General features: G+C 71.8%; 21 protein-coding genes, 1 tRNA gene and 1 riboswitch. Of the genes, 14 read left to right on the top strand and 8 right to left on the bottom strand.

What is annotated here, in order from left to right; translation table 11 throughout:
- Window positions 1-218: 218 nt before the first annotated feature.
- Together ACFY2Z_RS38865 and kstD are read right to left on the bottom strand one after the other, a co-directional pair.
- Window positions 219-1391 carry a hypothetical protein gene (locus tag ACFY2Z_RS38865; RefSeq protein ID WP_390748713.1) on the bottom strand — a complete coding sequence of 391 codons (1173 nt, stop codon included), beginning with the start codon at window positions 1389-1391 and terminating at the stop codon, window positions 219-221.
- A gap of 114 nt (window positions 1392-1505) precedes the next feature.
- Window positions 1506-3308 carry a 3-oxosteroid 1-dehydrogenase gene (gene kstD, locus ACFY2Z_RS38860; protein WP_390748712.1) on the bottom strand — a complete coding sequence of 601 codons (1803 nt, stop codon included), beginning with the start codon at window positions 3306-3308 and terminating at the stop codon, window positions 1506-1508.
- 236 nt (window positions 3309-3544) lie between these two features.
- On the opposite strand from kstD, the gene ACFY2Z_RS38855 reads away from it, so the two are divergent.
- Window positions 3545-4111 (top strand): cysteine hydrolase family protein, encoded by a 567-nt coding sequence (locus tag ACFY2Z_RS38855; RefSeq protein WP_390748711.1) that lies wholly within the window; start codon window positions 3545-3547, stop codon window positions 4109-4111.
- A gap of 166 nt (window positions 4112-4277) precedes the next feature.
- Here the strand turns inward: ACFY2Z_RS38855 and ACFY2Z_RS38850 are convergent.
- A tRNA-Pro gene (locus tag ACFY2Z_RS38850) sits at window positions 4278-4351 on the bottom strand.
- A gap of 99 nt (window positions 4352-4450) precedes the next feature.
- On the opposite strand from ACFY2Z_RS38850, the gene ACFY2Z_RS38845 reads away from it, so the two are divergent.
- Together ACFY2Z_RS38845 and cobF are read left to right on the top strand one after the other, a co-directional pair.
- On the top strand, window positions 4451-4975 hold the full coding sequence (locus ACFY2Z_RS38845; RefSeq protein WP_390748710.1) for a DUF309 domain-containing protein: 525 nt from the start codon (window positions 4451-4453) through the stop codon (window positions 4973-4975).
- 57 nt (window positions 4976-5032) lie between these two features.
- Window positions 5033-5803: a precorrin-6A synthase (deacetylating) gene (gene cobF / locus ACFY2Z_RS38840; RefSeq protein WP_390748709.1), complete on the top strand. Its 771-nt coding sequence runs from the start codon at window positions 5033-5035 to the stop codon at window positions 5801-5803.
- A 14-nt stretch (window positions 5804-5817) separates the two neighbouring features.
- Here the strand turns inward: cobF and ACFY2Z_RS38835 are convergent, their stop codons facing one another.
- Window positions 5818-6564 carry a cobalt-precorrin-6A reductase gene (locus tag ACFY2Z_RS38835; RefSeq protein ID WP_390748708.1) on the bottom strand — a complete coding sequence of 249 codons (747 nt, stop codon included), beginning with the start codon at window positions 6562-6564 and terminating at the stop codon, window positions 5818-5820.
- A gap of 82 nt (window positions 6565-6646) precedes the next feature.
- On the opposite strand from ACFY2Z_RS38835, the gene ACFY2Z_RS38830 reads away from it, so the two are divergent.
- Window positions 6647-7435, top strand: coding sequence for a TIGR01458 family HAD-type hydrolase (locus ACFY2Z_RS38830; RefSeq protein ID WP_390748707.1), 789 nt, complete (start codon window positions 6647-6649; stop codon window positions 7433-7435).
- Between the two features lie 389 nt (window positions 7436-7824).
- Here the strand turns inward: ACFY2Z_RS38830 and ACFY2Z_RS38825 are convergent, their stop codons facing one another.
- From ACFY2Z_RS38825 to ACFY2Z_RS38815, 3 genes are all read right to left on the bottom strand, one after another.
- A complete protein-coding gene (locus ACFY2Z_RS38825; RefSeq protein ID WP_390748706.1) occupies window positions 7825-8598 on the bottom strand; it encodes a sulfite exporter TauE/SafE family protein in 774 nt (257 codons plus the stop codon).
- A 79-nt stretch (window positions 8599-8677) separates the two neighbouring features.
- Window positions 8678-9118, bottom strand: a complete 441-nt coding sequence (locus tag ACFY2Z_RS38820) for a DUF6980 family protein (protein WP_390748705.1) — start codon at window positions 9116-9118, stop codon at window positions 8678-8680.
- Window positions 9119-9122: 4 nt separating this feature from the next.
- Window positions 9123-10310: a thiolase family protein gene (locus tag ACFY2Z_RS38815; protein ID WP_390748704.1), complete on the bottom strand. Its 1188-nt coding sequence runs from the start codon at window positions 10308-10310 to the stop codon at window positions 9123-9125.
- 149 nt (window positions 10311-10459) lie between these two features.
- Between ACFY2Z_RS38815 and ACFY2Z_RS38810 the strand changes: the two genes are divergently transcribed.
- The 9 genes from ACFY2Z_RS38810 (at window position 10460) to gndA (ending at window position 19303) form a co-directional block, all read left to right on the top strand.
- Window positions 10460-10732, top strand: a complete 273-nt coding sequence (locus tag ACFY2Z_RS38810) for a WhiB family transcriptional regulator (protein ID WP_390748717.1) — start codon at window positions 10460-10462, stop codon at window positions 10730-10732.
- Window positions 10729-11211 carry a Dps family protein gene (locus ACFY2Z_RS38805; RefSeq protein WP_390748703.1) on the top strand — a complete coding sequence of 161 codons (483 nt, stop codon included), beginning with the start codon at window positions 10729-10731 and terminating at the stop codon, window positions 11209-11211. The genes ACFY2Z_RS38810 and ACFY2Z_RS38805 overlap by 4 nt, the downstream gene beginning before the upstream one ends.
- A gap of 71 nt (window positions 11212-11282) precedes the next feature.
- Window positions 11283-11621: a DUF3140 domain-containing protein gene (locus ACFY2Z_RS38800; protein ID WP_390748702.1), complete on the top strand. Its 339-nt coding sequence runs from the start codon at window positions 11283-11285 to the stop codon at window positions 11619-11621.
- A gap of 6 nt (window positions 11622-11627) precedes the next feature.
- Window positions 11628-12284, top strand: a complete 657-nt coding sequence (locus ACFY2Z_RS38795; protein ID WP_390748701.1) for an endonuclease — start codon at window positions 11628-11630, stop codon at window positions 12282-12284.
- A gap of 149 nt (window positions 12285-12433) precedes the next feature.
- Window positions 12434-13765, top strand: a complete 1332-nt coding sequence (locus tag ACFY2Z_RS38790) for a jacalin-like lectin (RefSeq protein ID WP_390748700.1) — start codon at window positions 12434-12436, stop codon at window positions 13763-13765.
- Window positions 13766-13857: 92 nt separating this feature from the next.
- A riboswitch (TPP riboswitch) is annotated at window positions 13858-13951 on the top strand.
- Window positions 13943-15373: a purine-cytosine permease family protein gene (locus ACFY2Z_RS38785; RefSeq protein ID WP_390748699.1), complete on the top strand. Its 1431-nt coding sequence runs from the start codon at window positions 13943-13945 to the stop codon at window positions 15371-15373. Its footprint overlaps the riboswitch before it by 9 nt.
- Window positions 15370-16173, top strand: coding sequence for a bifunctional hydroxymethylpyrimidine kinase/phosphomethylpyrimidine kinase (gene thiD, locus ACFY2Z_RS38780; RefSeq protein ID WP_390748698.1), 804 nt, complete (start codon window positions 15370-15372; stop codon window positions 16171-16173). Before ACFY2Z_RS38785 ends, thiD begins: the two co-directional genes overlap by 4 nt.
- 196 nt (window positions 16174-16369) lie before the next feature.
- On the top strand, window positions 16370-17686 hold the full coding sequence (locus ACFY2Z_RS38775) for an arsenic transporter (protein ID WP_390748716.1): 1317 nt from the start codon (window positions 16370-16372) through the stop codon (window positions 17684-17686).
- Window positions 17687-17863: 177 nt separating this feature from the next.
- The gene (gndA, locus tag ACFY2Z_RS38770; protein WP_390748697.1) at window positions 17864-19303 is read left to right on the top strand and encodes an NADP-dependent phosphogluconate dehydrogenase; all 1440 of its coding nucleotides are present in this window, start codon (window positions 17864-17866) and stop codon (window positions 19301-19303) included.
- A 67-nt stretch (window positions 19304-19370) separates the two neighbouring features.
- Here the strand turns inward: gndA and ACFY2Z_RS38765 are convergent, their stop codons facing one another.
- A complete protein-coding gene (locus ACFY2Z_RS38765) occupies window positions 19371-21740 on the bottom strand; it encodes a GDSL-type esterase/lipase family protein (RefSeq protein WP_390748696.1) in 2370 nt (789 codons plus the stop codon).
- 778 nt (window positions 21741-22518) lie between these two features.
- On the opposite strand from ACFY2Z_RS38765, the gene lpdA reads away from it, so the two are divergent.
- Entirely contained in the window at window positions 22519-23916 is a 1398-nt protein-coding gene (lpdA, locus tag ACFY2Z_RS38760; protein ID WP_390748695.1) for a dihydrolipoyl dehydrogenase, read from the top strand.
- Window positions 23917-23954: the final 38 nt, after the last annotated feature.

Genomic DNA, 23954 nt, shown 5'->3' with positions numbered 1-23954 from the left:
ACGCTCGGCTTCGCTCGCGCGGGCGGTGCCCCCTCCGCCGCACCGGGCGAAACCCCACGTACCTCCAGTACGAGGGCTTCCGCCCGGCACTCCCCCGAACTCTTCGAGCAGGGGGTACCCGCAGAGCACGCACCTGACGCCGCAGGTCCGCCCTCCGGGCGACGACACGAGTTCGACGACAGACCCTAGCCGACTGCTGTCCGATACGCCGGGCGGCGTCAGGGCTGCTCCGGGGCCGCCCTGCGCAGGGCCGCGATGCAGGTACCGATGGCCGTCTGCAAGTCCTCCAGACGCTGGAGCATGTCGTCCTCGTACAGGTCGTCGAGGTCGTCCGCGTCGTCCAGGGTCAGTTCCTCGAAGACCTTCGTCGCCCGCTGCAGGCTGCCGTAGAACTTCGTACGGCGCTCCTGGCGGCGCAGCTCCGGGTCGGCCTCGACGGTCTGGACGACGAGTTCCTTCACCGTGTCGTAGGCCTCCGTGGCCCACTGTCCGGTGTCCTCGCCGTCGTCCAGCTCGTCGATGAGGGACAGATGGCGCTCGGCCTCCGCGCGGAGTTCGGCGGGCGCGTCGATCGTCTGCCCGGCGGGCGTCTTGACCTGGCCGTTCTCGACGATCTGCCGCACATAGCCGATCCGGTCGGCGGCTCGGCTCTCGGTGGCGACCGCCTTCTTCAGCTCGTCGGTGCGGGCGACGTCACGGGCCAGCTCGGTCTGCAGGACCGGGTCCTCCCTGAGCCGGTCGAGCAGCGCGGCCCGCGCGGTCCGGGCGGTCGCGGGATCGGCGAGGATGGCGGCCCGCAGCGCGGTGGGGTTCTCGGCGACCTCCAGCGCCTTGGTCGGCCGGATGCCCTCGGCCTCGGCCGCCGCGGCGATGGCGGTCCCCCGCTCGGAGGACGCGCTGGAGCGGGCGGTGTAGTACGAGTGCCACGCATCGGAGTCCGGCAGTTCGATGTCCTGGCCGGGGACCAGGATCTCGAGGTGCGGCACCAGACCGTCGTCGGCGGCCTTGTCCCACGCCTTGTAGTAGCGCATGATCCGCTCCGGCGAGCACCCCGCCAGCTCGGCGAACCGCTTGGCGGAGACCTTGGGCGTCTCCCCCGCAGGCTCGCCGCCGGGCCGTACGCTGCGCGCCACCTTCAGCGCGAACGCCCAGCCGCCGGTCCGGGCGTACACCCCGAACTCGCGGGCGTCGCGGACCACGACCTCGGCCACCTCGGGCTCCGCCGGCTCCGCCGGCTCCGGGGCCACGTCATCGGCCGCCCCGGGCTCCACCCAGAACCCCTCGCCGGCGGGGGCCGGTACGACAACCCCGGCGTCGTCGGCCGGCGTCGGGGGGACGGGCCGGTCGTCGGGCGAACCGGCCGTGTCGGACGGAGGGATCGCTACGGTCACTGGGACTCTCCCGGGCGCTCGCGGACTGTGGGGACCGAAGCGAGCAGCCTATATGAACCCGTTGCCATGGGTTTGCGCCCCGCCCCCCGTCCCCTTGAGCAGCGCCGCACCCGGTCACGACCCGCCCGCGAGGTCGAGCGCGGCGATGTACCCGAAGGTCATGGCGGGGCCGATCGTCGAGCCCGCGCCCGCGTAGCTGTGCCCCATGACGGCGGCGCTGGCGTTGCCCGCCGCGTACAGACCCGGGATCACGGAGCCGTCCGCACGCAGTACCCGTGCCCGCGCGTCGGTGCGCATTCCGCCCTTGGTGCCCAGATCACCCGGGACGATCTTGAAAGCGTAGTACGGCGGCAGCCACAGCGGCGCCAGACAGGAGTCGGGGACGACGGCGGGATCGGTGTAGTAGTGGTCGTAGGCGCTGTCCCCGCGGTGGAAGTCGAGGTCGTCGCCGCTCCGGGCGAGGGAGTTGAAGCGGCTCACGGTGGCCCGTAGCGCGGCGGCGGGCACGCCGATCTGCCCGGCGAGCGCGTCCAGCGTCCAGGCCTTGTGCGCGGCGCCGGAGTCGTACCAGGCCCCGGGGAGGGCGAGGAGGGGCGCGACGTCCTTGAAGAGGTAGCGGTTGCGGTAGTTCTGGTCGACGATCAGCCATGCCGGGATGTCCGGGTCGCTGGTGTTGCGGTCGTACATCGTGTGCACCACGTCGCTGTAGGGGGCGGCCTCGTTGACGAAACGGGCCCCGGCGGCGTTGACCAGCAGTCCGCCGGGCAGGGTGCGTTCGGCGAGACAGAAGTACGGGTCGTCCGGCAGCGGGATGGCCGGGCCCCACCAGGCGTCGTCCATCAGGTCGAGGGCGGCACCGGCCCGCTCGCCGGCCCGGATGCCGTCGCCGGTGTTCTCCCGGGCGCCCACGGTCCAGTCGGTGCCGATGGGCCCTCGCTGGTACCGCGCGCGCATGGCCGCGTTGTGCTCGAAGCCGCCGGAGCCGACGATCACACCGCGCCGGGCCCGGAGCAGTGCCGGCGCGCCGTCGCGCGTCACCACGGCGCCCGTGACCGCCCCGCCCTCCACGCTCAGATCGGTGAGCGGCGTGTTCAGCCATAGGGGCACGCCCGCGGCGAGCAGCCCGGCCCGCAGACCCGCGGCCAGCGACTGCCCCATGGTCAGGGGCTTGTGGCCGAGGAGGGCCGCCTTGGTGCCGCGGGCGAGGCATTCGGCGGCGACGGCGGCACCCTTGACGCTGACGGCGGCGAGCGTCAGCCACTTGTAGTCGGCGCTGAAGACGACCAGGCCGGCCGGGACCGCCATGTACGGCGGGTTCAGATGGGCCAGCTCGGCACCGAGGATGTTCCCGTCGAGCTGGTCGGGCTCGATGGAGCGGCCGTTCGGCAGACCGCCGGGCAGTTCGGGGTAGTAGTCGCTGTACCCCTCCATCCAGCGGAAGCGCAGCGGGCTGTGGGCCATGACGAAGGAGATCATGGCGGGGCCGTGGTCGAGGAAGGCCCGCTGCCGCTCGACGGAGACGTCGAGGCCGACGACCGCCGCGAGATAGGCGGCCGCCTTCGCCGGGGTGTCGGGGACACCGGCCGCGAGAAGGACCGGGTTGTTCGGGATCCAGACGCCGGCGCCGGAGCGCGCCGCCGAGCCGCCGAAGGTGGCCGCCTTCTCCACGACCACACAGCTCAGCCCCTGGTGGGCGGCCGTCAGCGCGGCGGTCATGCCCGCCGCGCCGGAACCGATCACGACGACGTCGTACGTGCCGAGCGGGGGCAGGTCGGCCGCGGGCGCCGCGCCGGCGGCCTGCGGCAGCCCGGCCGCGAGGGCGAGCCCGGCGCCGGTCGCGCCGAGCACCTGTCGGCGCGACGGTCCGGCCGCCGCGGGGGATGCGGTGGGTCTCGCGGGGTCCGCGCTGGTGGCCATGGCAGATCGCTCCCGGGATGACGAGGGACGGCGAGGCGTACGAACAGCCGTATCTGACGCAGTGTCAGGGAATGTGGCGCCGGGGCCCCGCGAAGTCAAGGGGCAGGACCTGCCCGGGCGCACACCCGGCGGGCGGTACGGCACCCTACTGCGCCGAGGTTCCCGCACCCGGTTGTCAGTGGCCGCCGCTACGGTGTGAGGCGACCTGGCACCTCACGAGGAATCCGGGAGTCTCCATGACAACCCTGCCGGACCGGCCGAACACGGCGCTGCTCATCATCGACGTGCAGAACGGGGTGGTGGCCGCCGCCCACAACCGCGACGACGTGATCGCGAACATCAACACCCTGATCGGCAAGGCCCGCGCGGAGGACGTGCCGGTGATCTGGGTGCAGCACTCCGACGACAACCTCGTACGGGGCAGCGAACGCTGGCAGTACGTGCCGGAGCTGGAGCGCCACGACCCGGAGCCGCTCGTCCACAAGCGGTACGGCGACTCGTTCGAGGACACGGATCTGGAGGCGCTGCTCGCCGAGCGCGGCGTGGGCCACCTCGTGGTCACGGGCGCCGCGACCGACGCATGCGTCCGCTCGACCCTGCACGGCGCCATCGCGCGGGGCTACGACGCGACACTCGTGGCCGACGCACACACCACGGAGGACCTCACCGCATACGGCGCACCGCCCCCGGCCCAGGTGATCGCCCACACCAACCTGTACTGGAAGTGGCAGACCGCACCCGGCCGCCAGGGCGGCACAGCGGCCACGGCAGAGGTGACCTTCACACCGACCGACGCGAGCTGAACGGCCCGGGTCCGCCGCCTCCGGTCTCCCGGGCGCGGCGGACCGTGTCCCCTCGGGCATGTCCCGTACCTGGGCGACGGCAAGGTGAGCCGCATGCCGGACGTCAAGGGCGAAGCACACGAAAAGGGCCCCCGCCGGCTCTCGCCCACGAAGACCCTTCGCACCGTCGGGACGACAGGATTTGAACCTGCGACCCCTTGACCCCCAGTCAAGTGCGCTACCAAGCTGCGCCACGTCCCGGTGCGCTTCCCGCGGTGGCCCGCGTGATCGCGCGGACAGAACTTTACCCCACGTCGGGGGCTGCCCCGAAGGGGACCGGCGGCGGGGGACAATCGGGGTATGGACGACGCATCGGAGGCCGGCGCGAGCCGGGCGCGGGACCGGGACGCCGAGGGACGGGCCCGCAACGCTCGGCCGCGGGACGGGCTGGGGCGGCCGCTGCCCTACGGGGCGCCGGGCGTGGCGCGACAGCCGGAGGGTGTCGTGCGCACCCCGCAGGACACCGTCGGCGAGGCCCAGGCGCTGCTGGACGCCGGACGGCCGTTCCATGCGCACGAGGTCTTCGAGGACGCCTGGAAGTCGGGGCCGGACGAGGAGCGTGCGCTGTGGCGCGGGCTCGCCCAGATGGCGGTCGGCCTCACCCACGCGGCCCGGGGCAACGCGACAGGCGGCGCCCGGCTGCTGCGACGCGGTGCCGCGGCGGTCGAGGGGTGGGCGGCCGAGACCGGCAAGGACCGGCCGTACGGCATGGACGTGACCCAACTGGTCGCCTGGGCAAGGAAGTCGGCGACGGTCGTGGAGCGGGAGGCGGCCGCGGTGGACGCGCAGGCGTGGGCGCCCCGGCTGCTCGGGGAGCAGCGGTAGGCGGACCGGGGCGGGGGGCCGCGCGGTTCCCCGGTGGCGTACGGCAGACTCGGGGGCGTGCGAACGATTCATGTCATCGGCATCGGGGCGGGCGACCCCGACCAGCTCACCCTGCAGGCGGTCAAGGCGCTGAGGAGCACGGATGTGTTCTTCGTGCTCGACAAGGGCGAGGTGAAGTCGGACCTCGTACAGCTGCGCCGTGACATTCTCGACGCACATCTGCCCGAGGGGACGTACCGGCTGACCGAGGCACGGGACCCCGAGCGCGACCGGGCCGCGGGCGGCAGCGCCTACTCCCCCGCCGTCGGTGACTGGCGCTCGGCGCGCGCCGACATCTACGAGCGGCTGATCGCCGAAGAGCTGGGCGAGGACGACACCGGCGCCTTCCTCGTCTGGGGCGACCCCGCGCTCTACGACAGCACGCTCGGCATCCTTCAGGAGATCCTGGACCGCGGCACGGTGACGTTCTCTTACGACGTCATCCCCGGGATCAGCAGCGTCTCGGCGCTCGTCGCGAAGCACCGCACGGGGCTCAACCGGGTGGCCCGGCCGGTGCAGATCACCACGGGGCGCCGGCTGGCGGAGGGCCTCCCGGAAGGCGTCGACGACGTGGTCGTCATGCTGGACGCCCACCAGACCTTCCGGCAGTACGCGGACCAGGACATCGACATCTACTGGGGCGCGTACATCGGCACGCCGGACGAGATCCTCGTCTCCGGCCCCCTCGCCGAGACGGCGGAGCGCATCGAGCGGCTGCGGGCCGAGGCCAGGGAACGCAAGGGCTGGATCATGGACACGTATCTGCTGCGCAGGAATCCTCGGGACTGAGCCGGACCCGCGGCTCAGCGAGGAGCGAGCCCCAGCCGCGCCAGTGCCGTGGGCACGTCCGGTACCGCCGTGACGCCCTCGGGCAGGGGCGGACGCCGTACGACGACCACCGGGACCCCCTGTTCCCGCGCCGCGGTGAGCTTGGCCGCCGTCGCCGCTCCCCCGCTGTCCTTCGTCACCAGCACCTCGATGCGGTGCTCGCGCAGCAGCGCGGTCTCGTCCTCGACCGTGAAGGGCCCCCGGGCGAGCAGCACATCCGTGTGCGGCGGCAGGGGCGGCCCGGGCGGCTCCACCGACCGTACGACGAAGTGGAGGTCCGTCAGCCGGGCGAAGGCGGCGAGGCCGAGCCGGCCGGTGGTGAGGAACACCCGTCGGCCGAGGGGCGGCAGCAGGGCGGCCGCGTCGTCGAGCGAGGCCGCCTCGTGCCAGTGGTCGCCGGGCCGCGCCCGCCAGCCGGGGCGGCGCAGCACCACGGCGGGGACACCGGTGTCCGCGGCGGCGCGCGCCGCGTTCGCCGTGATCCCGGCGGCGAACGGGTGCGTGGCGTCGACCAGCGCGTCCACACGGTGCTCGCGGAGCCACGCCGCCAGCCCCTGCGCACCCCCGAACCCGCCGACCCGTACATCCCCGTCCAGCGACCCCGGCCGTGACACCCGCCCGGCCAGGGAGGTGGTCACCCGCACGCCGGATCGGGCCGCGAGCGAGGCGGCCAGTTCACGTGCCTCGGCGGTACCGCCGAGGACCAGGACATGCAGGGACATGGCCATGAGGGTACGGGCTGCCCGGGCGCCCTCCGCCCGTGGCCTCACGGCGCGTGGGCGCCCGGCTCGCTAGGGTCCTGACATGGATGCAGTGCGCGCCGTCCTCATCGACATCGACGGGGTCCTCACCGTCTCGTGGCAGCCGCTGCCGGGCGCGGTCGAGGCGCTGCGGCAGATCCGCGCGTCGGGACTCGCCGTCGCCCTGGTCACCAACACGACGTCCCGCACCCGCGCGTCGGTCGCCGAGACCCTCTCGGGCGCCGGTTTCCCGGTGGCCGCGGAGGACATCCTCACCGCGCCCTCCGTCACCGCCCGGTATCTCGCCGAGCACTGTCCGGGAGCGCGGTGTGCGCTGCTCAACAGCGGTGACATCCGGGCTGACCTGGTCGGCGTCCCGGTGGTCGACGACGAGGCCGACGAGGACTCCGCCCCGGACGTCGTGCTCCTCGGCGGTGCCGGACCGGAGTTCGACTACACAGCCCTCAACCGCGCGTTCGGTCATCTCCAGCGGGGTGCGCGACTGATCGCCATGCACCGCAATCTGTACTGGCGTACGGACCAGGGGCTGCAGCTCGACTCGGGGGCGTTCCTGCTCGGGCTGGAGCGCGCCGCGGGGATCGAGGCCGAGGTCACGGGCAAGCCCTCGCCCGCGTTCTTCGAGGCGGCGCTGGCCCTCCTCGGCGTCGACGCCGGCCGGGCGCTGATGGTCGGCGACGACATCGAGAACGACGTCCTCGCGGCCCAGCGGGCCGGGATCACCGGGGTCCTCGTCCGGACCGGCAAGTACCGTCCGGAGACCCACCGGGCCGCGAGCGGCGAGCCCGACCACGTCCTCGACTCCTTCGCGGACCTTCCCGCGCTGCTGCGCTAGGGCCTGTCGTCAGACTCCCGCCTGTCCCGCGGGGCCATGCACGCTCCCCCACGCTCGGCTTCGCTCGCGCGGGCGGTGCCCCCACCGCCGCACCCGGCTCAGCTCTCCCATGACTGCGCCACCAACTCTCGGCACAGATCATTGGTCGGGCCCATCAGGGCGACCGCGCGGGCATCAGCGATCAACCGGTTGAGCCGGTGATCGACGACGTAACCGGCAGAGCCGAGCATGCCGGGCTCGGACCCGAGTACGTCCAGTACGAGAGTCCGAGCCCGGCACCCCCAAGCTCTTCGAGCAGGGGGTACCCCAGAGCACGCACCTGACGCCGCGGGGCCGCCCTCCGGGCGACGACGCGAGTTCGACGACAGGCCCTAGCCCGGCGGTCCCGCTCAGCGCAGCAGCAGTTGGGCCGCGCCCACCACGGTGGCCACGATCACCAGTTGCTCGAACAGGCGCTGGTTGATCCGGTCGAGCGCCCACCGCCCGATGAACGCGCCCGGCACCACGAACACCGCGAGCGCCGCGTCCAGCAGCAGCGAGCGGCCGTCGATCAGGCCGAGGCCCGCGCTGAAGGGCACCTTGGAGACGTTGACGATCAGGAAGAAGAAGGCCGAGGTGCCAAGGAAGCCCAGCTTCCGGAAGCCCGCGGACAGCAGGTACATCGACATCACCGGGCCGCCGGCGTTCGCGACCATCGTGGTGAAGCCGCCGAGGACGCCGTAGGAGCGGGCCTTGACCCGGCCGGCGCGGGTGGTCACCGCGTCCGGGTCCTCCTCCCGGTCGGCGGTGCGCCGGCGCCACAGCGTGACCGCGGTCATCAGCAGCAGGATCGCGCCGATCGACGTCCGTACGACCCCGTCGTCCGCCCACACCAGGAACAAGGTGCCGAGGACGACGCCCACGGCGACCGCCGGGAACAGGCGCCACAGGGTGGGCCAGTGGGCGTGCCGCCGATAGGTGAGGACCGCGAGGACATCGCCGACGATCAGCACCGGCAGCAGGACACCGGTGGAGGCACGGGCGGGCAGGACCGCGGCGAAGATCGCGAGGCTGATGGTGTTGGCGCCGCTCACGGCGGTCTTGGAGAAGCCGACGAGCATCGCCGCGCCGGCCAGCGCGACGAACCCCCAGGTCGACATGTTCCAGAGCGACATCGTGTTCATGCGGAGACCGGTCCTCCGCCCACGCATCGCCCCCTGGTGGATATCAGCGGCTCATGCCCGACAAACCGCGCCGACCGCATCAAAGGCTCCCGCCCGAAACGCCGAGCCAGCGGTCGTCCTGGAACTCAGCGGGGATCTCATCGTTCCACGGATCGATGCCACGGCTCTCCAACTCCTCGAACCACCGGTCCCGCTGCGACTCGGGGAGCCGCTGCCCGCACCAGGGACAGAAGTCGATCCCGATGCTCGACGTACCGCCGTCGTGGACGACGAGCCCGTACTCCCGGAACCGCGCGGTGAACAGAATCAACGCGTCCGGGCAGGCAAAAGCGTCGTCGTGCCGCTCGCACTCCCGGTTCACCCGGTCCGTCATCGCCGCGCAGCAGTGTCGGGTCATCGCCTCGGCTTCTCGTCGATCGTCGGTGTCGTGGCAGTAGATCACGACCGCGACGACCGCCGAGCGGGGGCCCGCGCTCTCCGTCGTCCACCGGCCCGCCGCACTGCGCCGGGCGGGGGGCAAGGGGCTACGGGCGTTCCACGAGCACCGTGCTGCCCTGACCGACCCCCACGCACATCGTGGCGAGACCGCGGGCCGCTCCGGTGCGACGCATCCGATGCAGCAGGGTCGTCAGGATGCGTGCGCCCGAGCAGCCGAGCGGGTGCCCGAGGGCGATGGCGCCGCCGTCGGGGTTGACCAGCTCCGGGTCGATGCCCAGACGGTCGACGCAGGCGAGGGTCTGGGCGGCGAACGCCTCGTTGAGCTCGGCCTCCTCGATGGAGCCGATCGTCCAGCCGACACGGGCGAGGGCCTTCTCGGTGGCGGGGACGGGCCCGATGCCCATCACGTCCGGGTGGACACCGGCCGAGGCGCCCGCGACATAGCGGCCGAGGGACTCCAGGCCCAGCTCGTCCAGGGCTTCCTCGCTGACGAGGAGAAGTCCGGCGGCACCGTCGTTCATGGGCGAGGCGTTGCCCGCGGTGACGGTGCCGTCCTCGCGGAAGACCGGCCGGAGCCTGGCGAGTTTCTCGTACGAGGTGTCCTCGCGGACGCATTCGTCGGCGGCGACCACCACCCCGTCCGGCCTGGTCACGGGCAACAGTTCGCCGTCGAACCAGCCGTTCTTGCGGGCGTCCGCGGCCCGGCGGTGGCTGCGCAGCGCGAACTCGTCCTGGCGGGCGCGCTCGATGCCGTACCGCTCCGCCACCTCCTCAGCGGTCTCCCCCATGGACAGCAGTCCGTGGAGGTCCTTCATCGCGGGGTTGACCAGGCGCCAGCCGAGACGGGTGTCGGCGGTCTCCATACGGTGCGGCAGGACCTCGTCGGGGCGGGGCAGCACGAAGGGAGCGCGGCTCATGGACTCGGAGCCGCCCGCGAGCACGATGTCCGCCTCGCCCGCCGCGATCGTGCGGGCGGCGGCCGTCACCGCCTCCAGGCCGGAGGCGCACAGCCGGTTGACCGTGGCGCCCGGGACGGATGCGGGCAACCCGGCGAGGAGGACGGCCATGCGGGCGACGTTGCGGTTGTCCTCGCCGGACTGGTTGGCGGCGCCCCAGTAGACGTCGTCGACACGGCCCGGGTCGAGGCCGGGCACCTGCGCGACCAGGTCGCGGATCACGGCCGCGGCCAGGTCGTCGGGCCGTACGGAGGACAGCGCGCCGCGCAGCTTGCCGATGGGGGTGCGGCGGGCTGCCGCGAAGTGGACGGTACGCACGACGGGACTCCTGACCGGCCTCAACCATTAATTAGCACCGCTAGTTTTGAACTATAGACCGCGGACGGCCCGCCGGGAAGTTCCCCGATCCGTTCCCGGGCGTGCCCGCACCGGGTTTCACCCCATCCGCCTCGGGCACCCGGGCGGCCATGGAGTGGTTGCGGCACGCGGCATGCGTGGGCGAGGACCCCGACCTGTTCTTCCCGGTGGGGTCCTCAGGGCCCGCACTGGAGGAGACCGCCGCCGCCAAGCGCGTCTGCCGTCGCTGCCCGGTGATCGGCGAGTGCCTGGACTGGGCGCTGCGCAGCGGGCAGACGGCGGGCGTCTGGGGCGGCACGGGTGAGCAGGAACGCGACGAGCTGCTCCGGACCGCGAAAGACCGCACGCCGAGTACACAGAGGACAAGGAGAAGCGCGCGATGACCGTGGTGCACGGCACGCTGACCGAACCCGCACGCCGGGTCACGGGGGACGCCCTGCAGGAGACCCTGGTGGATCTGCTGGGGTTGTCGCTCGTCGGAAAGCAGGCCCACTGGAACATCGTCGGACCGAGGTTCCGTTCGATCCACCTCCAGCTGGACGAGGTGGTGGCCACGGCACGCTCGTACGCCGACACGGTGGCCGAGCGGGCCGCCGCGCTGGGCGTCCCGCCGGACGGGCGGCCGGAGACCGTCGCGTCCGCCTTCGGTCTGCCGGGCGTGAAGGACGGCCGGCTGCGGGACACGGACGTCGTACGACTGATGGCGGAGTCGCTGCAGACGGCGATCGGACGGCTGCGCACCCGGATCGACGCCACGGAGAAGGCCGATCCGGTCACCCAGGACCTGCTGATCGGTCTCACCGCGGAGCTGGAGAAGCAGCGCTGGATGTTCGACGCCGAGAACTGGCCGCGGGAGGACTGAACCGGAGCGGCCGGGCCCGTCCCTCCGGGGACGGACAGGGCCCCGCCACCGAGGGCGGAGAGGAGTACGCCATGACCGACGCCCTGGAGATGGACGCGCTGTGGGCCGAGTTCCACCGCGTGGTGAACATGACGTCCCAGGAACTCGCGGCCTGGCTGCGGGTCCGGGACGCGGGCGAGGACACCGAGCCGCTGCCCGAGCGGGCGGGCCCGCCGACGGGGCGGCATGTCCTCGCGATCCTGCAGAAGCGGCGCACGGATCTGACCGACGACGACGTCGAGGTGATGCGCGAGGTCGTGGACACCGTGACGGACGGGCAGGACCTGGAGAACGAGCCCGAGGTGGTGGACGACGAGCGGCGCCACCGGTTGATGACGATCGGCCACGACCCGCTCAGGCCGGGGCGGTGAGACCCCGTGCCTCGCCAGGACAAGGCGGACCGTGTCGTCGCGGAACTGCTCGGCGAGCACGGTCACACGTATGCCGAGGAGGCCGGCATCCCGCTGAAGGACACCCCGCAGCCGCTCTATCGGCTGCTGCTGATGTCCCTGCTGCTCAGCGCCCGCATCCGCACCTCGATCGCCCTCGAGACGGTGCGGGCGCTGCAGGAGGCGGGTCTGCGGGATCCGCGGCGCATGGCCGGGGCCGACTGGCAGGAGCGCGTGGACGCGCTGGGGCGCGGCGGCTACCGGCGCTACGACGAGCGCACGGCGACCCAGCTCGGCGACGGCGCCGAGCTGTTGACGGAGCGTTGGGGTGGCGATCTGCGGCGGATGCGGAAGGAGGCGCACGGGGACGTTCCTGAGCTGCGCCGGTTGCTCCAGGAGATACCGGGGATGGGGCCGGCGGGGGCCGACATCTTTCTGCGGGAGGTGCAGCGGGTCTGGCCGGAGGTGGGGCCCTATCTGGACGCCAAGGCCCTGTCCGGGGCGGAGCGGCTCGGTCTGCCCAAGGACCCGCAGCGGCTGGTGCGGCTCGCCGGGGACACCGAACCGGCCGTGCTGTCGGCCGCGTTGGTGCGTGCGGCTCTGGACAAGAACGTGGCGCAGGAGGTCCTGGAACACGCGGCCTAGGGTCGTCGTCGACGCTGGGGCGACCGTTGGGTGAAGTCTTGCCCGAAGCGGCAGAAAGCGCATTCCCTCACAGCTTCGGCCGCTACGTTGGCCGCTGCGTTTTGGCATGCGCGCAACATCCCCCTCGTCACCCCAGGAGCCGTACCCCCATGCGCAGACTCCTCGCCACCCTCGCGGCGACGGCCGCCGTGTTCGGTGGACTCACCACCGCCGCACCCGCCGCTCAGGCGGCCGACTCGGGCACGTTCCGCGTGCTCAGCTACAACGTCGCGGGCCTCCCCGAAGGCCTCTCCAGCGCCCCGACGCCCCGTCAGTCGAGCACGACGACGATCGGCGGGCGGCTCGGCCCGTACGACATCGTCCATGTGCAGGAGGACTTCAACTACCACTCCTACCTGTACGCCTCCGACACACACCCCTACCGCACGCCCACCAGCGGCGGGGCCGGCATCGGCAGCGGCCTCAACACCCTGTCCGACCTGCCGTACGACACCGATGACTTCGAGCGCGTCCACTGGAACTCGTGCCAGTACGACTCGGGCGACTGCCTCACCCCCAAGGGCTTCACGTTCATGCGGGAGCGGCTCGCCGAGGGCGTGTACGTCGACTTCTACAACCTGCACACCAACGCGGGGACGAACGCCGGCGACCTGGCCTCGCGCGCGGACAACCTCAGCCAGCTGACGGACTTCATCCGCACCCACTCCGCGGGCGACGCCGTCGTGGTGATGGGCGACACCAACACCCGCTACACCCGCTCCGGTGACACCATCGCGGAGTTCGCCGCGGCCAACGGCCTCACCGACGCCTGGGTCCAGCTCATACGCGGCGGCACCCCGCCCGCCAAGGGCAGCGACGCGCTGGTCTGCGACGAGAACGCGGCCACGAACAGCTGCGAGGTCGTCGACAAGGTCCTCTACCGGGGCAGCACGCTCGTCTCACTGAACGCCACCTCGTACAACAACGAGCACGCGAAGTTCCTCACCGACGACGGGCTCATGCTCTCCGACCACGACCCGATCACCGCGACGTTCGGCTGGTCGCGCAACTCCGCCTTCCAGCTCAGTGACCAGTTCGGCGGGCCGCACGGGGACTACTTCGACGACATCGACAGCGTCCCGGCGGGCGCGCGCGCCACGAGCATCACCCTGCGCAGCGGCTCCCGCGTCGACCGCATCGGCCTGACACTGAGCAACGGCACCACGCTCGCCCACGGCGGCACCGGCGGCACGGCCTCGTCCCTCACCCTGGGCAGCGGCGAGTACGTGACGAGCGCGCAGCTGTGCGAGGGCCAGTACGACGGCCACACGAGGATCTTCTACGCCAAGTTCACGACCAATCTCGGAAACAGCCTGGCGGGCGGCACCACGACCTCCGACTGCGTGACACGCACGGCGCCCAGCGGCTGGCAGATCGCCGGATTCCACGGCCGCTCCGGCGACGAGGTCGACAAGACCGGCTTCATCTACACCCGGCGCTGACACGGCACGTCGTAGAGCAGAAGGGCCGCTGCAGGATCCGGCAGTGGCCCTTCCGTATGGCACATCCCAGGGCTCGGGTTAACCTTGCCGCCGTACCGGACACGGGGTGCCCCGCCAGGGGCTGAGATCACACCCGTCGAACCTGAACCAGTTCGTACTGGCGGAGGGATGTCTTTCATGCCTTTGGCGCATGTTCCCGGCGGGCTGCCCGCCGACAGCCGGCGAGCCGTCTTCGACGGCCGGATGCCCAGCGCTCCCGGCGATCTCCGGATCGAGGGGCACGGCATCGAACCGGTCCCCGAGACCCATCGCTACGGCGGCGCGGGCCGGCTGTTCACCGTGTGGTTCGCACCCAATCTGACCATGACCGGTGTGTTCACCGGCACCATAGGCATCGCGCTCGGCCTTGACTTCACCACCGCGCTCGCCGCCGTCGTCCTCGGCACACTGATCGGCGCGGTGCCCACCGCCTATCTGAGCACCTGGGGCAGTCGCACCGGCGCGGGGCAGCTCCCCCTCGCCCGGCTCGCGTTCGGGCGTGCGGTCGCGCTGCCCGGTGTGCTGCAGTGGCTGTCGTCGGTCGCCTGGGACGCCCTGATCGGGCTCTTCGGCGGGGACGCGCTGGCGCGGCTGTGCGGCTGGCCGTTCTGGCTGGGTGTCCTCGTCATCATGCTGGCGCAGGGGGCCCTGGGCGTCCTCGGCTACGAGGCCATCCACCGCCTCCAGATCGTCATGACCTTCGTGCTCGCGGCCGCCTTCACGCTGATCGCCCTGCGGATGTCCGGCAGCGTCCAGGTGGCCGCGACGGGCAGCGCACACGGCGCCGACCGGGCGGGCGCGTTCGTGCTGACCAGCACCATCGCCCTCAGTCTGGCCCTGTCCTGGGCCCCGTACGCCAGCGACTTCAGCCGCTATCTGCCGCGTGCCACGTCCCGCTCCCGGATGTTCTGGTGCACGCTGCTCGGGCTCGTGGTGTCCTACGTGGCCGTCCAGGCCCTCGGGCTGTGGGGCGCGTCCGCGCTGACCGACCAGACGGCCACAGGGGTGGACACGCTGCTGGGCGGCGGCACGGCGGGCGCCTTCGGACTGCTGGCCGTGGCGCTCGCGGCCCTGTGCAGCAACGCGATGAACGACTACAGCGGCTCCCTGGCGCTGCAGACCGTGGGCGTGCGCATACCGCGCCCGGCGGCGGCCGCGCTCGCCGTGCTGCTCGGCTTCCCACTGGTGCTGTGGATGCACGCGGCCGACACGACGGCCCGCTTCCAGAACGTCCTGCTGTTCGTGAGCTACTGGATCCCCGGGTTCGTGGCGATCGTGGTCGTGGACTGGCTCGCCCGGCGCGGCAGCCGCATCGATCTCGCCGCCGAGGCGGCCCGGCCCCGGCCGGCCTGGCTCCCGGTGCTGGCGTTCGCCGTCGCCTTCGCCGCGGCGGTGCCGTTCATGGACACCGGACTGTACGTGGGCCCAGTCGCCCACACACTGCACGGCGCCGACATCTCGTACTACGTGGCGTTCGTGGTGGCGCTCGCGGTGTACGCGCCGCTGCGCGCCCGGCAGGCCCGGGAGCACCGAGAGACCACCCAGACCCGAGAGGAGGGTCGCGCATGACCGCGCCGTCCCGTGTGCTCACGATCGCCGGATCCGACTCCGGCGGCGGTGCCGGGATCCAGGCCGACCTCAAGACGATGCTGGCGCTCGGCGCCCATGGCATGAGCGTGATCACCGCGGTCACGGCGCAGAACTCCGTCGGGGTGCAGGGCGCCTGGGAACTGCCCGCGGAGGCGGTCCGCGCGCAGTACCGCAGCGTCGTCGACGACATCGGCGTCCAGGCGGTCAAGACCGGCATGCTCGCCTCGCCCACGCTGGTCACGACGGTGGCCGATCTGCTCACCGATGAGGCGGCCCCGGTCGTCGTGGACCCGGTCAGCGTCTCCAAGCACGGGGACCGGCTGCTCGCCGACGACGCGCTGGACGCCGTACGCACCCGGCTGCTGCCGCTCGCCACGGTCACCACGCCCAATCTGGACGAGGTCGCGGAGCTGACCGGGCTGCGGGTGACCGACGAGCCGGGGATGCGCCGCGCGGCCGAGCACCTGCTGTCGTACGGGCCCCGATGGGTCCTGGTCAAGGGCGGGCATCTGCCCGGGGCGGCCGTGGACCTGCTGACGGACGGCCGAGAGGAGCACTGGCTGCGCGCCGAGCGCCACGACAACCGGCACACCCACGGCACGGGCTGCACGCTCGCCTCGGCCGTCGCGGTCGGGCTCGCCCAGGGCCTAACGGTGCCCGACGCGGTCCGCCGGGCCAAGGAGTACGTCACGGCGGCCATCGCGGCGGGGTTCGCACTGGGCGCCGGCATCGGGCCGGTGGACCACGGGTGGCGGCTGCGGGAGCAGGGAGGACGGTGACGGCGGTGGCGCGCGGATACCCGCGGGCACCTTCCGCCGAGTCACGCTGACCGGCCTGCCGCGCCGAAGCCGACCCACCGCACTGGCGCCCCGGAGCCGACCCACCGGCCTCGCGTGGCCGCGCCCGGCCGTCCGGCCCGGCGTGCCGCAGCCGGCCGTCGAGCCTGGTGTGATGGACCGTGAACGGCCTGGTGTGATGGAAGGGCAGCACCGGCCCGCTCAAGGCCCCGCCCCCGCTCAAGGTAAGGACCGCACCCTGAACACCCCGCTCGCCGAGGCCCTCTCCGTCCTTCTGCTCATCGCAGTGCTGGCCGGCGCGGTGATCCGTCCCTTCGGGCTGCCGGAGGCGGTCGTGGCGGTTCCCGCCGCCGGGATCGTGGTGGCGACCGGCGCACTCTCGCTGGACCACGCGCGGGCCGAGGCCGAGCGCCTGGGGCCGGTGGTCGGGTTTCTGGCCGCCGTTCTGGTGGTGGCGCACTTCTGCGACGCGGAGGGGCTGTTCCGGGCCTGCGGCGCATGGATGGCGCGCTGGGCGGCGGGCCGTCCCGGCCGGCTGCTGACGGCCGTCTTCGCGCTCGCCTCGGTGATCACCGCCGTGCTCAGCCTGGACGCCACGATCGTGCTGCTCACCCCCGTGGTGTTCGCGACGGCGGCCCGGATGGGCGCGCGCCCGAAGCCGCATCTGTACGCCTGCACTCATCTGTCGAACACGGCCTCGCTGCTGCTGCCCGTCTCCAACCTCACCAATCTGCTCGCGTTCGGCGCGGCCGGGCTGAGCTTCACCCGCTTCGCCGCCCTGATGGCCCTGCCGTGGCTGGTGGCCATCGCGGCGGAGTACGTCGTCTTCCGGCGCTTCTTCCGCCGTGACCTCGCGGCCGCTGCCACGGCCGAGGAGCCCGGCGAACCGCCGCACCTGCCGCTGTTCGCGCTGGTGACCGTCGCCTGCACGCTCGCCGGGTTCGTGGTCGCCTCGGCGGTCGGCATCGACCCGGCGTGGTCGGCGCTGGGCGGAGCGCTGGTCCTCGCCGGCCGGGCGCTCGTCCGGCGCCGGGCCACCCCGCTCACGGTGGCGCGGGCGGCGGCGCCGTCCTTCCTGGCGTTCGTGCTGGCCCTGGGCATCGTGGTGCGCGCGGTCGTCGACAACGGCCTCTCGGACGCCCTCGGCCGGCTGATCCCGGGCGGCACCGGACTGCCCGCCCTGCTGGGGATCGCGGCGCTGGCGGCCCTGCTGGCCAACGTGATCAACAACCTGCCTGCGGTCCTGGTCCTGCTGCCGCTGGCCGTCCCGTCCGGGCCCGGCGCGGTGCTCGCCGTGCTGCTCGGCGTGAACATCGGCCCCAATCTCACCTACGCCGGGTCGCTGGCCACGCTGCTGTGGCGGCGCATCGTCCATCAGCACAGCCATGGCGTGGACCTCAGGGAGTTCACCCGGCTCGCGGCGATCACGGTGCCGACCGCCCTGGCGGCGGCGGTGGTCGCGCTGTGGGCCTCCCTCCATGTCGTCGGGACGTGAGCACCGCATTCGCCCCGCGGCCGACGCGGCCTTCCTCCAGATCCCGCCCCTGCGGTGAGCAACCGGTGCCCCCTCGTCCGTACTTGACCGGTACAGCGGCACAAGCCGTACGGAGCGACATCCGCCGCACCCGCCGGACACGCGGGCCGGGGCGGATCCGGACCCAAGGAGCACAGCATGCAGGCGACCGCCCAGATCGGCGTCACCGGACTCGCGGTGATGGGCCGCAACCTGGCCCGGAACTTCGCCCGGCACGGGTACACCGTCGCCGTGCACAACCGCACCCCGACCAGAACCAAGGCACTGGTCGAGGAGTTCGGGCACGAGGGCGCGTTCGTGGCCGCCGCGACGGCCGAGGACTTCGTGGCGGCGCTGGAGCGCCCCCGCCGCCTCATGATCATGGTGCAGGCGGGCGCGGCCACCGACGCGGTGATCGAGGAGTTCGCCCCGCTCCTGGAGCCCGGTGACATGATCATCGACGGTGGCAACGCGCACTTCGCGGACACCCGGCGCCGTGAGCGGTCCCTGCGCGACCGCGGTGTCCACTTCGTCGGCGCGGGTGTCTCCGGCGGCGAGGAGGGCGCGCTCAACGGGCCGAGCGTCATGCCCGGCGGGTCACCGGAGTCGTACGCCGCGCTCGGTCCGATGTTCGAGAAGATCAGCGCGAAGGTCGACGGCGAGCCGTGCACGACGCATGTCGGCACGGACGGCGCCGGACACTTCGTGAAGATGGTGCACAACGGGATCGAGTACGCCGACATGCAGCTCATCGGGGAGGCCTACGACCTGCTGCGCCAGGTCGCCGGATTCTCTCCCGCGGAGATCGCCGAGATCTTCCGAGAGTGGAACAAGGGGCGCCTGGACTCCTATCTGATCGAGATCACGGCCGAGGTGCTGTCCCACGTGGACGCGACGACCGGCAAGCCGTTCGTGGACGTGGTCGCCGACGCCGCCGGGCAGAAGGGCACCGGGCGCTGGACCGTGCAGACCGCGCTGGAGCTGGGCTCCCCGGTGACCGCCATCGCCCAGGCCACCTTCGCCCGCGCCGCCTCCGGCCAGTCCGCGCTGCGGGACGCCTACCGCGGACTGCCCGGCGGCTCCGGCTCGGACCTCACCCCGTACGAGGCCGAGCGCTTCACCGCGCAGGTGGAGCAGGCCCTGTACGCGTCGAAGCTGATCGCCTACGACCAGGGCTGGAAGATGATCCTGGACGCCGCACAGGAGTTCGGCTGGACCATCGACCTCGGCGCGGTCGCCAGGATCTGGCGCGGGGGCTGCATCATCCGGGCCGCCTTCCTGGACCGTATCCGCGCCGCCTACGCCGCGGACCCGGGCCTGGTCAGTCTGCTGTCCGACGAGGGCTTCGCGGCGGAGATCACGGACGCGCAGGTGCCGTGGCGCGAGGTGATCGCCGTCGCGGCCCGTCGGGGCGTGCCCGTGCCGGCGTTCTCGGCGGCGCTGTCGTACTACGACTCCCTGCGCGCCGAGCGCCTGCCGGCCGCGCTCACCCAGGGGCAGCGCGACTACTTCGGCGCCCACACCTACCGGCGTGTCGACCGCGAGGGCAGCTTCCACACGCTGTGGGGCACGACCGACCGCGCCGAGACCCGGTCCTGACCCGGACCCCGCGCGACGGCTCGCCCCGACCCGCAGGCCCGGCCCCCGCCCGGGCCTGCGGTCGCCGTCAGGGCACCACTGTTCCCTCCGCGATGTGCGGCATCCCCTCGCCCGACGCGTTCCAGCTGCACATGTACACCTGGTAGTGGTGGCCAGGGGTCAGGCCGGTGATGCGGCGCAGCGGGCTCACCGTCGGGGCGTAGCCGTAGACCTTGGCGAAGACGAACGGGGTGTCCGTGTCGTAGACGTAGACGGCGTAGCGGGTGAGGGAGTCGTCGTGGACCGGGGTCCAGCTGACGTCGATTCCCCCCGGCTCCGCGGCGTGGGCGGTCACCTCGTCCGGCGGCTTGGGCGTGGTCGGGTGGGCGATGCCCGAAACCGGCTGCGACCAGGCCGACTTCAGGTCGTCGGCGTCGCCCGCGACCTCGCGCACCCGCACCTCGTAGCGGTGGCCGTCGACCGGCTGGAAGCTGAACTGCCAGGGCAGATCCCACCGGTTGAACTGGGCCGACGGGACGGCGTCCTCCCAGGGTTTCTCCGCGCCGTCGACCACCTCCCGCCACTGCACGTCGTAACTGTGCGCGCCGACGATCTTGTCCCAGGTCACGGTGACACCCTGCTGGCTGCCGTCGAACACCAGGTTGGTGGGTGCGGTCACCTGCCGGTCGGGAACGCTCGCCGGGGCCTGGGGCGCCGCCGTGCCGATGCCGAACGCGTCGTGCAGGGCGGTGCCGAAGGCGGCCGCGAGGCGGTACTCGCCCAGTGGGTTGGGGTGGAGGCCGTCGTAGGCGGTGGCACAGGTCTTGGAGGACGGGTCGCAGCCCATCGCCTTGTCGATGTCGGCGATCACGACCGGTGAGTCCGGGGTGGACCAGTCGGGTGCCGCCTGGGCGAGGGCGGCGTCGTAGTCCCTTGTGCGCTGCGGGAGTTGCGGGTTGGCGTCGCCGAGTGTGGTGCGCTGCGGGACGTTGGCCAGCACGATCTTCACATGCGGGTTGGCGTTGCGGGCGTTGTCCACGAACTTCTTCATGGTGTCGACCAGGCCGGCACCGGCGCCCTGCCAGCCGATGTCGTTGAAGCCGAGCTCGACCAGGAGCACGTCGGGCAGATGCCCCTGGGCGCCCTGGGCGGCCATGACCAGCTCGATGGTGCCCACGTCCTGCCCCAGGGCGCGGCCCCACATCGCGTAGTGGCCCGAATCGCCCTGGACGAAGCCCGGGGCGTCGCTCTGGGCGTAGGCGCCGGTGAACTGCGACGGGTCGGGCTGCGCCGGTGGCGGGTCAGCGGCGTCCTCCACCAGCGGCGGCGGCTCCGGCGGGTGCGCCGCGTTCTGCTTCTCGGTCCCGGTCAGCGGTCCGACGAAACGGGCCTGCCAGTTCTGGTCCTGGGCCCACTCCCACAGCCGGTACCGCCATGTGCTGTCGCCCTCGTACCCGTTGCTGATCGAGTCGCCGACGACCATCACGTTGCACGTCGTGCCGTCCGCCGCGCCGCACTGCTCGCTGGAGGTGGAGACGTCCGACTTCCTCAGCCCTGTCTCGAAGTTGCAGACGTCGTTGTACGGTTCCGGCCGTCCCGGCGAGTAGCCGCCCTGGTAGTTGTAGACCTGGATGAGGTACGGCCGTCTGTCACCGCTGTGGAGGAACCACGCGATGAGCCTGTCGGTATGGTTCACGTGGTAGCTGGGCTCATTGGGACCGCTGTCATCGGGTTCGATCGAATACTGGTACCCGTGGGCGTTGGGATCCACCTTGGAGTCCCGCTTCCCGAACCAGGGCTCACCTCCGATGTACGCCCAGCCGCCCAGCAGATAGCTCCAGCTGTCCTCCCCCGCCTCGTCGTAGTGCCGCCACCTGAAGCCTTCTTCGATGTCCTGCTCGTCGAACGGGACGCAGGCCAGCGCGGCTTTGTTGTGCAGGTGCACCTGACTCCTGCAGGTACCGCCCCACCACCACGCGTTCCAGTACAGCGTCTCGTGGGCGAGGTCACCCGCGTCGATCTCCCAGATGCACTTGACCTTGCCGCGGTTCTCCAGCTCGGGCAGCTCGCGGGTCTCCCAGGTGTTGCCCTTGCGTACGCACTTGCCCTTGATCACCCACGCCTGATCGGAGGTCTGCCGGGCGTATTCGGCCGAGGCGAAGCGCCAGATCTCCTTGGCGTTGTTGTCCGGGGTGTCGAACGGCGGCATTTTGAGACCCGCGTCGGCGAGGCGCATCTCCAGCGTCTTCTGGCCACGCAGCTTCGCGTACTTCTCGGTCAGCGGTTTGACACTGTCGGCCTCGCTCTGGCACGAGCCCATCCGCCCGGTCCAGAACAGGTTGCTGCCCGGCGCGCTCACCAGCGCCGCCCGCACCTGGTCCTGCGTGGGGATGCCGTCCGCGCTCGCGTGGGGGGCCAGAGCGGTCTGCCCGAGACCGAGCAGGGCGCCGACCAGCATGAGAGTCAGCCATCTTCGCCATTCGAGCCGCGGGCGGCTGTCTCGCCGCCGGGGATGCACGGTCAGCACCCGAAGCACCCCGCTCCCGGCCGGCTGGGCACGAACGCACGCTGAAGCACCGCCGTCCGTAAGGGGCGTGTGGCCCGCCCTGACGCGCCTGAGAACGCGTCTGGGGTGGTGAATGCAGTCAAGGCAACTCCTCGGTGTGGGTGACCGCAAGGGGGGTAGAGACGACGCGCATTATTGCCGCCCCGCCGGCCCCGTGCCGGGCAATGACGGAGTGCTTGTCGCGGCGTGGGACCGCGCCTGCAGTGTTCAAGTGCCGTTGGTAATGGGGACCCTGGACGTTCAGGAGACGATGCGGGATCCCTCGGCGCAGAGGATATGGGCCTTTCGCACTTGACACACGAAAGGCCATACGTCAGAGAATGCCGCGAAAACGCCGGTTTTCCACTGCGCCCCACAGCCGGTCTGATTCGTCGTCGTGCCCTGCAGAATGACCTTTATGCCCGGGGAGCCCGGGGTGCGGAACCGCGATTTCCGGCCAGTGCGACGGGGAAGTCCAAAACCCCTCGCACCCAGCGAGAGGCTACCGATCCCTCAATGCGTCCAGCCGACCATTAATGGCGCTTTTCATTCATGGGCACTCATCACTTCGCTTTCAGGAGGGGGTGCCGGTCAGACACCGACCGGCGTCGACATGCCGTGCGGCCGGGCCACGCTTAGGCTGACGAGGGCCGCCGCCAAATGTGCGCGTCGTCAACCGTGAGGCCGGATCATGAACACAGAGTTCGACGTGGTGGTCCTGGGCGCGGGCCCGGGTGGGTATGTGGCAGCCATTCGATGCGCCCAACTGGGACTGCGAACCGCCATCGTCGAAGCACGGTTCTGGGGCGGGATCTGCCTGAACATCGGCTGCATCCCGGCGAAGTCTCTGCTCAGAAACGCGGAAGTGGCCCATCTCGTGGTGCAGGAGCGGGACACGTTCGGCGTGCGGGTCGACGGTTCGGTGAGTCTCGACTACGGGGCGGCGTTTCTCAGGAGCAGAAAGGTGGCCGACGGCCGCGCGAAAGGCGTCACCTATCTGATGCGCAAGAACGGCATCGCGCAGTACGAGGGGCAGGGCGTCTTCGTCGACCCCCACACCCTGAACGTCCGCATGCCCGACGGGGACACCACCCTCGCCTTCGCCCACTGCATCATCGCCACCGGTTCCACCGTGAAGCTGCTCCCGGGAACCCGCCTCGGCAGGCGCATCGTGACGTACGAGGAGCAGATCCTCTCCGACCACATACCCGCGAGCATCGTCATCGCCGGGGCGGGCGCCATCGGCGTGGAGTTCGCCTACCTGCTGCGGGCCTACGGCGTCGACGTCACCCTGGTCGAGTTCTTCGACCGCGTCGCCCCCCTGGAGGACGAGGAGGTCTCCGCGGAGCTGGCCCGGCAGTTCCGTCGGCAGGGGATCAAGCTGATGACGTCCACCCGCGTGGAGTCGATGGAGGAGACCGCGAACGGCGTCCGCGTCGTCGTCTCGCAGGACGGTCGGCAGCAGATCCTGGAGGCGGACAAGGTGCTCCAGGCACTGGGCTTCCAGCCGCGCACGACCGGGTACGGGCTCGGGCAGGCCGGGGTCCGGCTGACGGACCGCGGCGCCATCGACGTCGACGCCCGGTGCCGTACCGGGCAGCCGCACATCTTCGCCATCGGTGACGTCACGGCGAAACTGATGCTCGCGCACGCCGCCGAGGCGATGGGGGTCGTCGCCGCGGAGACCATCGCCGGGGTGGAGACGATGGAACTCGACTACCGCATGATCCCCCGGGCCACGTTCTGCCGACCCCAGATCGCCAGTTTCGGCTGGACCGAGACCGAGGCCCGGGACGCGGGGTTCGACGTCCAGGTCGCGAAGTTCCCGTTCACCGCGAACGCGAAGGCGCACGGTTTCGGTGAGACGGCCGGCTTCGTGAAGCTCCTCAGCGACGCACGCCACGGCGAACTTCTGGGCGGCCATCTGATCGGCCCGGACGTCACCGAGCTTCTCCCGGAACTGACCCTGGCGCAGAAGTGGGATCTGACGGTGACCGAGCTGGTGAGGAACGTGCACGCGCACCCCACGCTGAGCGAGGCGGTCCAGGACGCCCTGCACGGGCTGGCCGGGCACATGATCAATCTGTGAGCGAAGGCCATCGGCGGACTTATGGCCAGGGCCGGCGC

Origin of the sequence: Streptomyces sp. NPDC001222, from assembly GCF_042896945.1 — a bacterium.
Classification (GTDB): domain Bacteria; phylum Actinomycetota; class Actinomycetes; order Streptomycetales; family Streptomycetaceae; genus Streptomyces; species Streptomyces gibsoniae.
The sequence above is the reverse complement of the archived record's forward strand: the minus strand, read 5'-3'. Positions and strand labels throughout refer to the sequence as shown.

Excerpts from the sequence above, each read along its gene's own strand:
- ACFY2Z_RS38835 (WP_390748708.1), bottom strand. The coding sequence starts at position 6,564 with ATGTCCCTGCATGTCCTGGTCCTCGGCGGTACCGCCGAGGCACGTGAA.
- ACFY2Z_RS38825 (WP_390748706.1), bottom strand. The coding sequence starts at position 8,598 with ATGAACACGATGTCGCTCTGGAACATGTCGACCTGGGGGTTCGTCGCG.
- ACFY2Z_RS38785 (WP_390748699.1), top strand. The coding sequence starts at position 13,943 with ATGCCTTTGGCGCATGTTCCCGGCGGGCTGCCCGCCGACAGCCGGCGA.
- ACFY2Z_RS38830 (WP_390748707.1), top strand. The coding sequence starts at position 6,647 with ATGGATGCAGTGCGCGCCGTCCTCATCGACATCGACGGGGTCCTCACC.
- ACFY2Z_RS38845 (WP_390748710.1), top strand. The coding sequence starts at position 4,451 with ATGGACGACGCATCGGAGGCCGGCGCGAGCCGGGCGCGGGACCGGGAC.
- thiD (WP_390748698.1), top strand. The coding sequence starts at position 15,370 with ATGACCGCGCCGTCCCGTGTGCTCACGATCGCCGGATCCGACTCCGGC.
- ACFY2Z_RS38855 (WP_390748711.1), top strand. The coding sequence starts at position 3,545 with ATGACAACCCTGCCGGACCGGCCGAACACGGCGCTGCTCATCATCGAC.
- ACFY2Z_RS38805 (WP_390748703.1), top strand. The coding sequence starts at position 10,729 with ATGACCGTGGTGCACGGCACGCTGACCGAACCCGCACGCCGGGTCACG.
- kstD (WP_390748712.1), bottom strand. The coding sequence starts at position 3,308 with ATGGCCACCAGCGCGGACCCCGCGAGACCCACCGCATCCCCCGCGGCG.
- ACFY2Z_RS38800 (WP_390748702.1), top strand. The coding sequence starts at position 11,283 with ATGACCGACGCCCTGGAGATGGACGCGCTGTGGGCCGAGTTCCACCGC.
- gndA (WP_390748697.1), top strand. The coding sequence starts at position 17,864 with ATGCAGGCGACCGCCCAGATCGGCGTCACCGGACTCGCGGTGATGGGC.
- ACFY2Z_RS38810 (WP_390748717.1), top strand. The coding sequence starts at position 10,460 with ATGGAGTGGTTGCGGCACGCGGCATGCGTGGGCGAGGACCCCGACCTG.
- ACFY2Z_RS38765 (WP_390748696.1), bottom strand. The coding sequence starts at position 21,740 with ATGCTGGTCGGCGCCCTGCTCGGTCTCGGGCAGACCGCTCTGGCCCCC.
- ACFY2Z_RS38790 (WP_390748700.1), top strand. The coding sequence starts at position 12,434 with ATGCGCAGACTCCTCGCCACCCTCGCGGCGACGGCCGCCGTGTTCGGT.
- lpdA (WP_390748695.1), top strand. The coding sequence starts at position 22,519 with ATGAACACAGAGTTCGACGTGGTGGTCCTGGGCGCGGGCCCGGGTGGG.
- ACFY2Z_RS38775 (WP_390748716.1), top strand. The coding sequence starts at position 16,370 with ATGGAAGGGCAGCACCGGCCCGCTCAAGGCCCCGCCCCCGCTCAAGGT.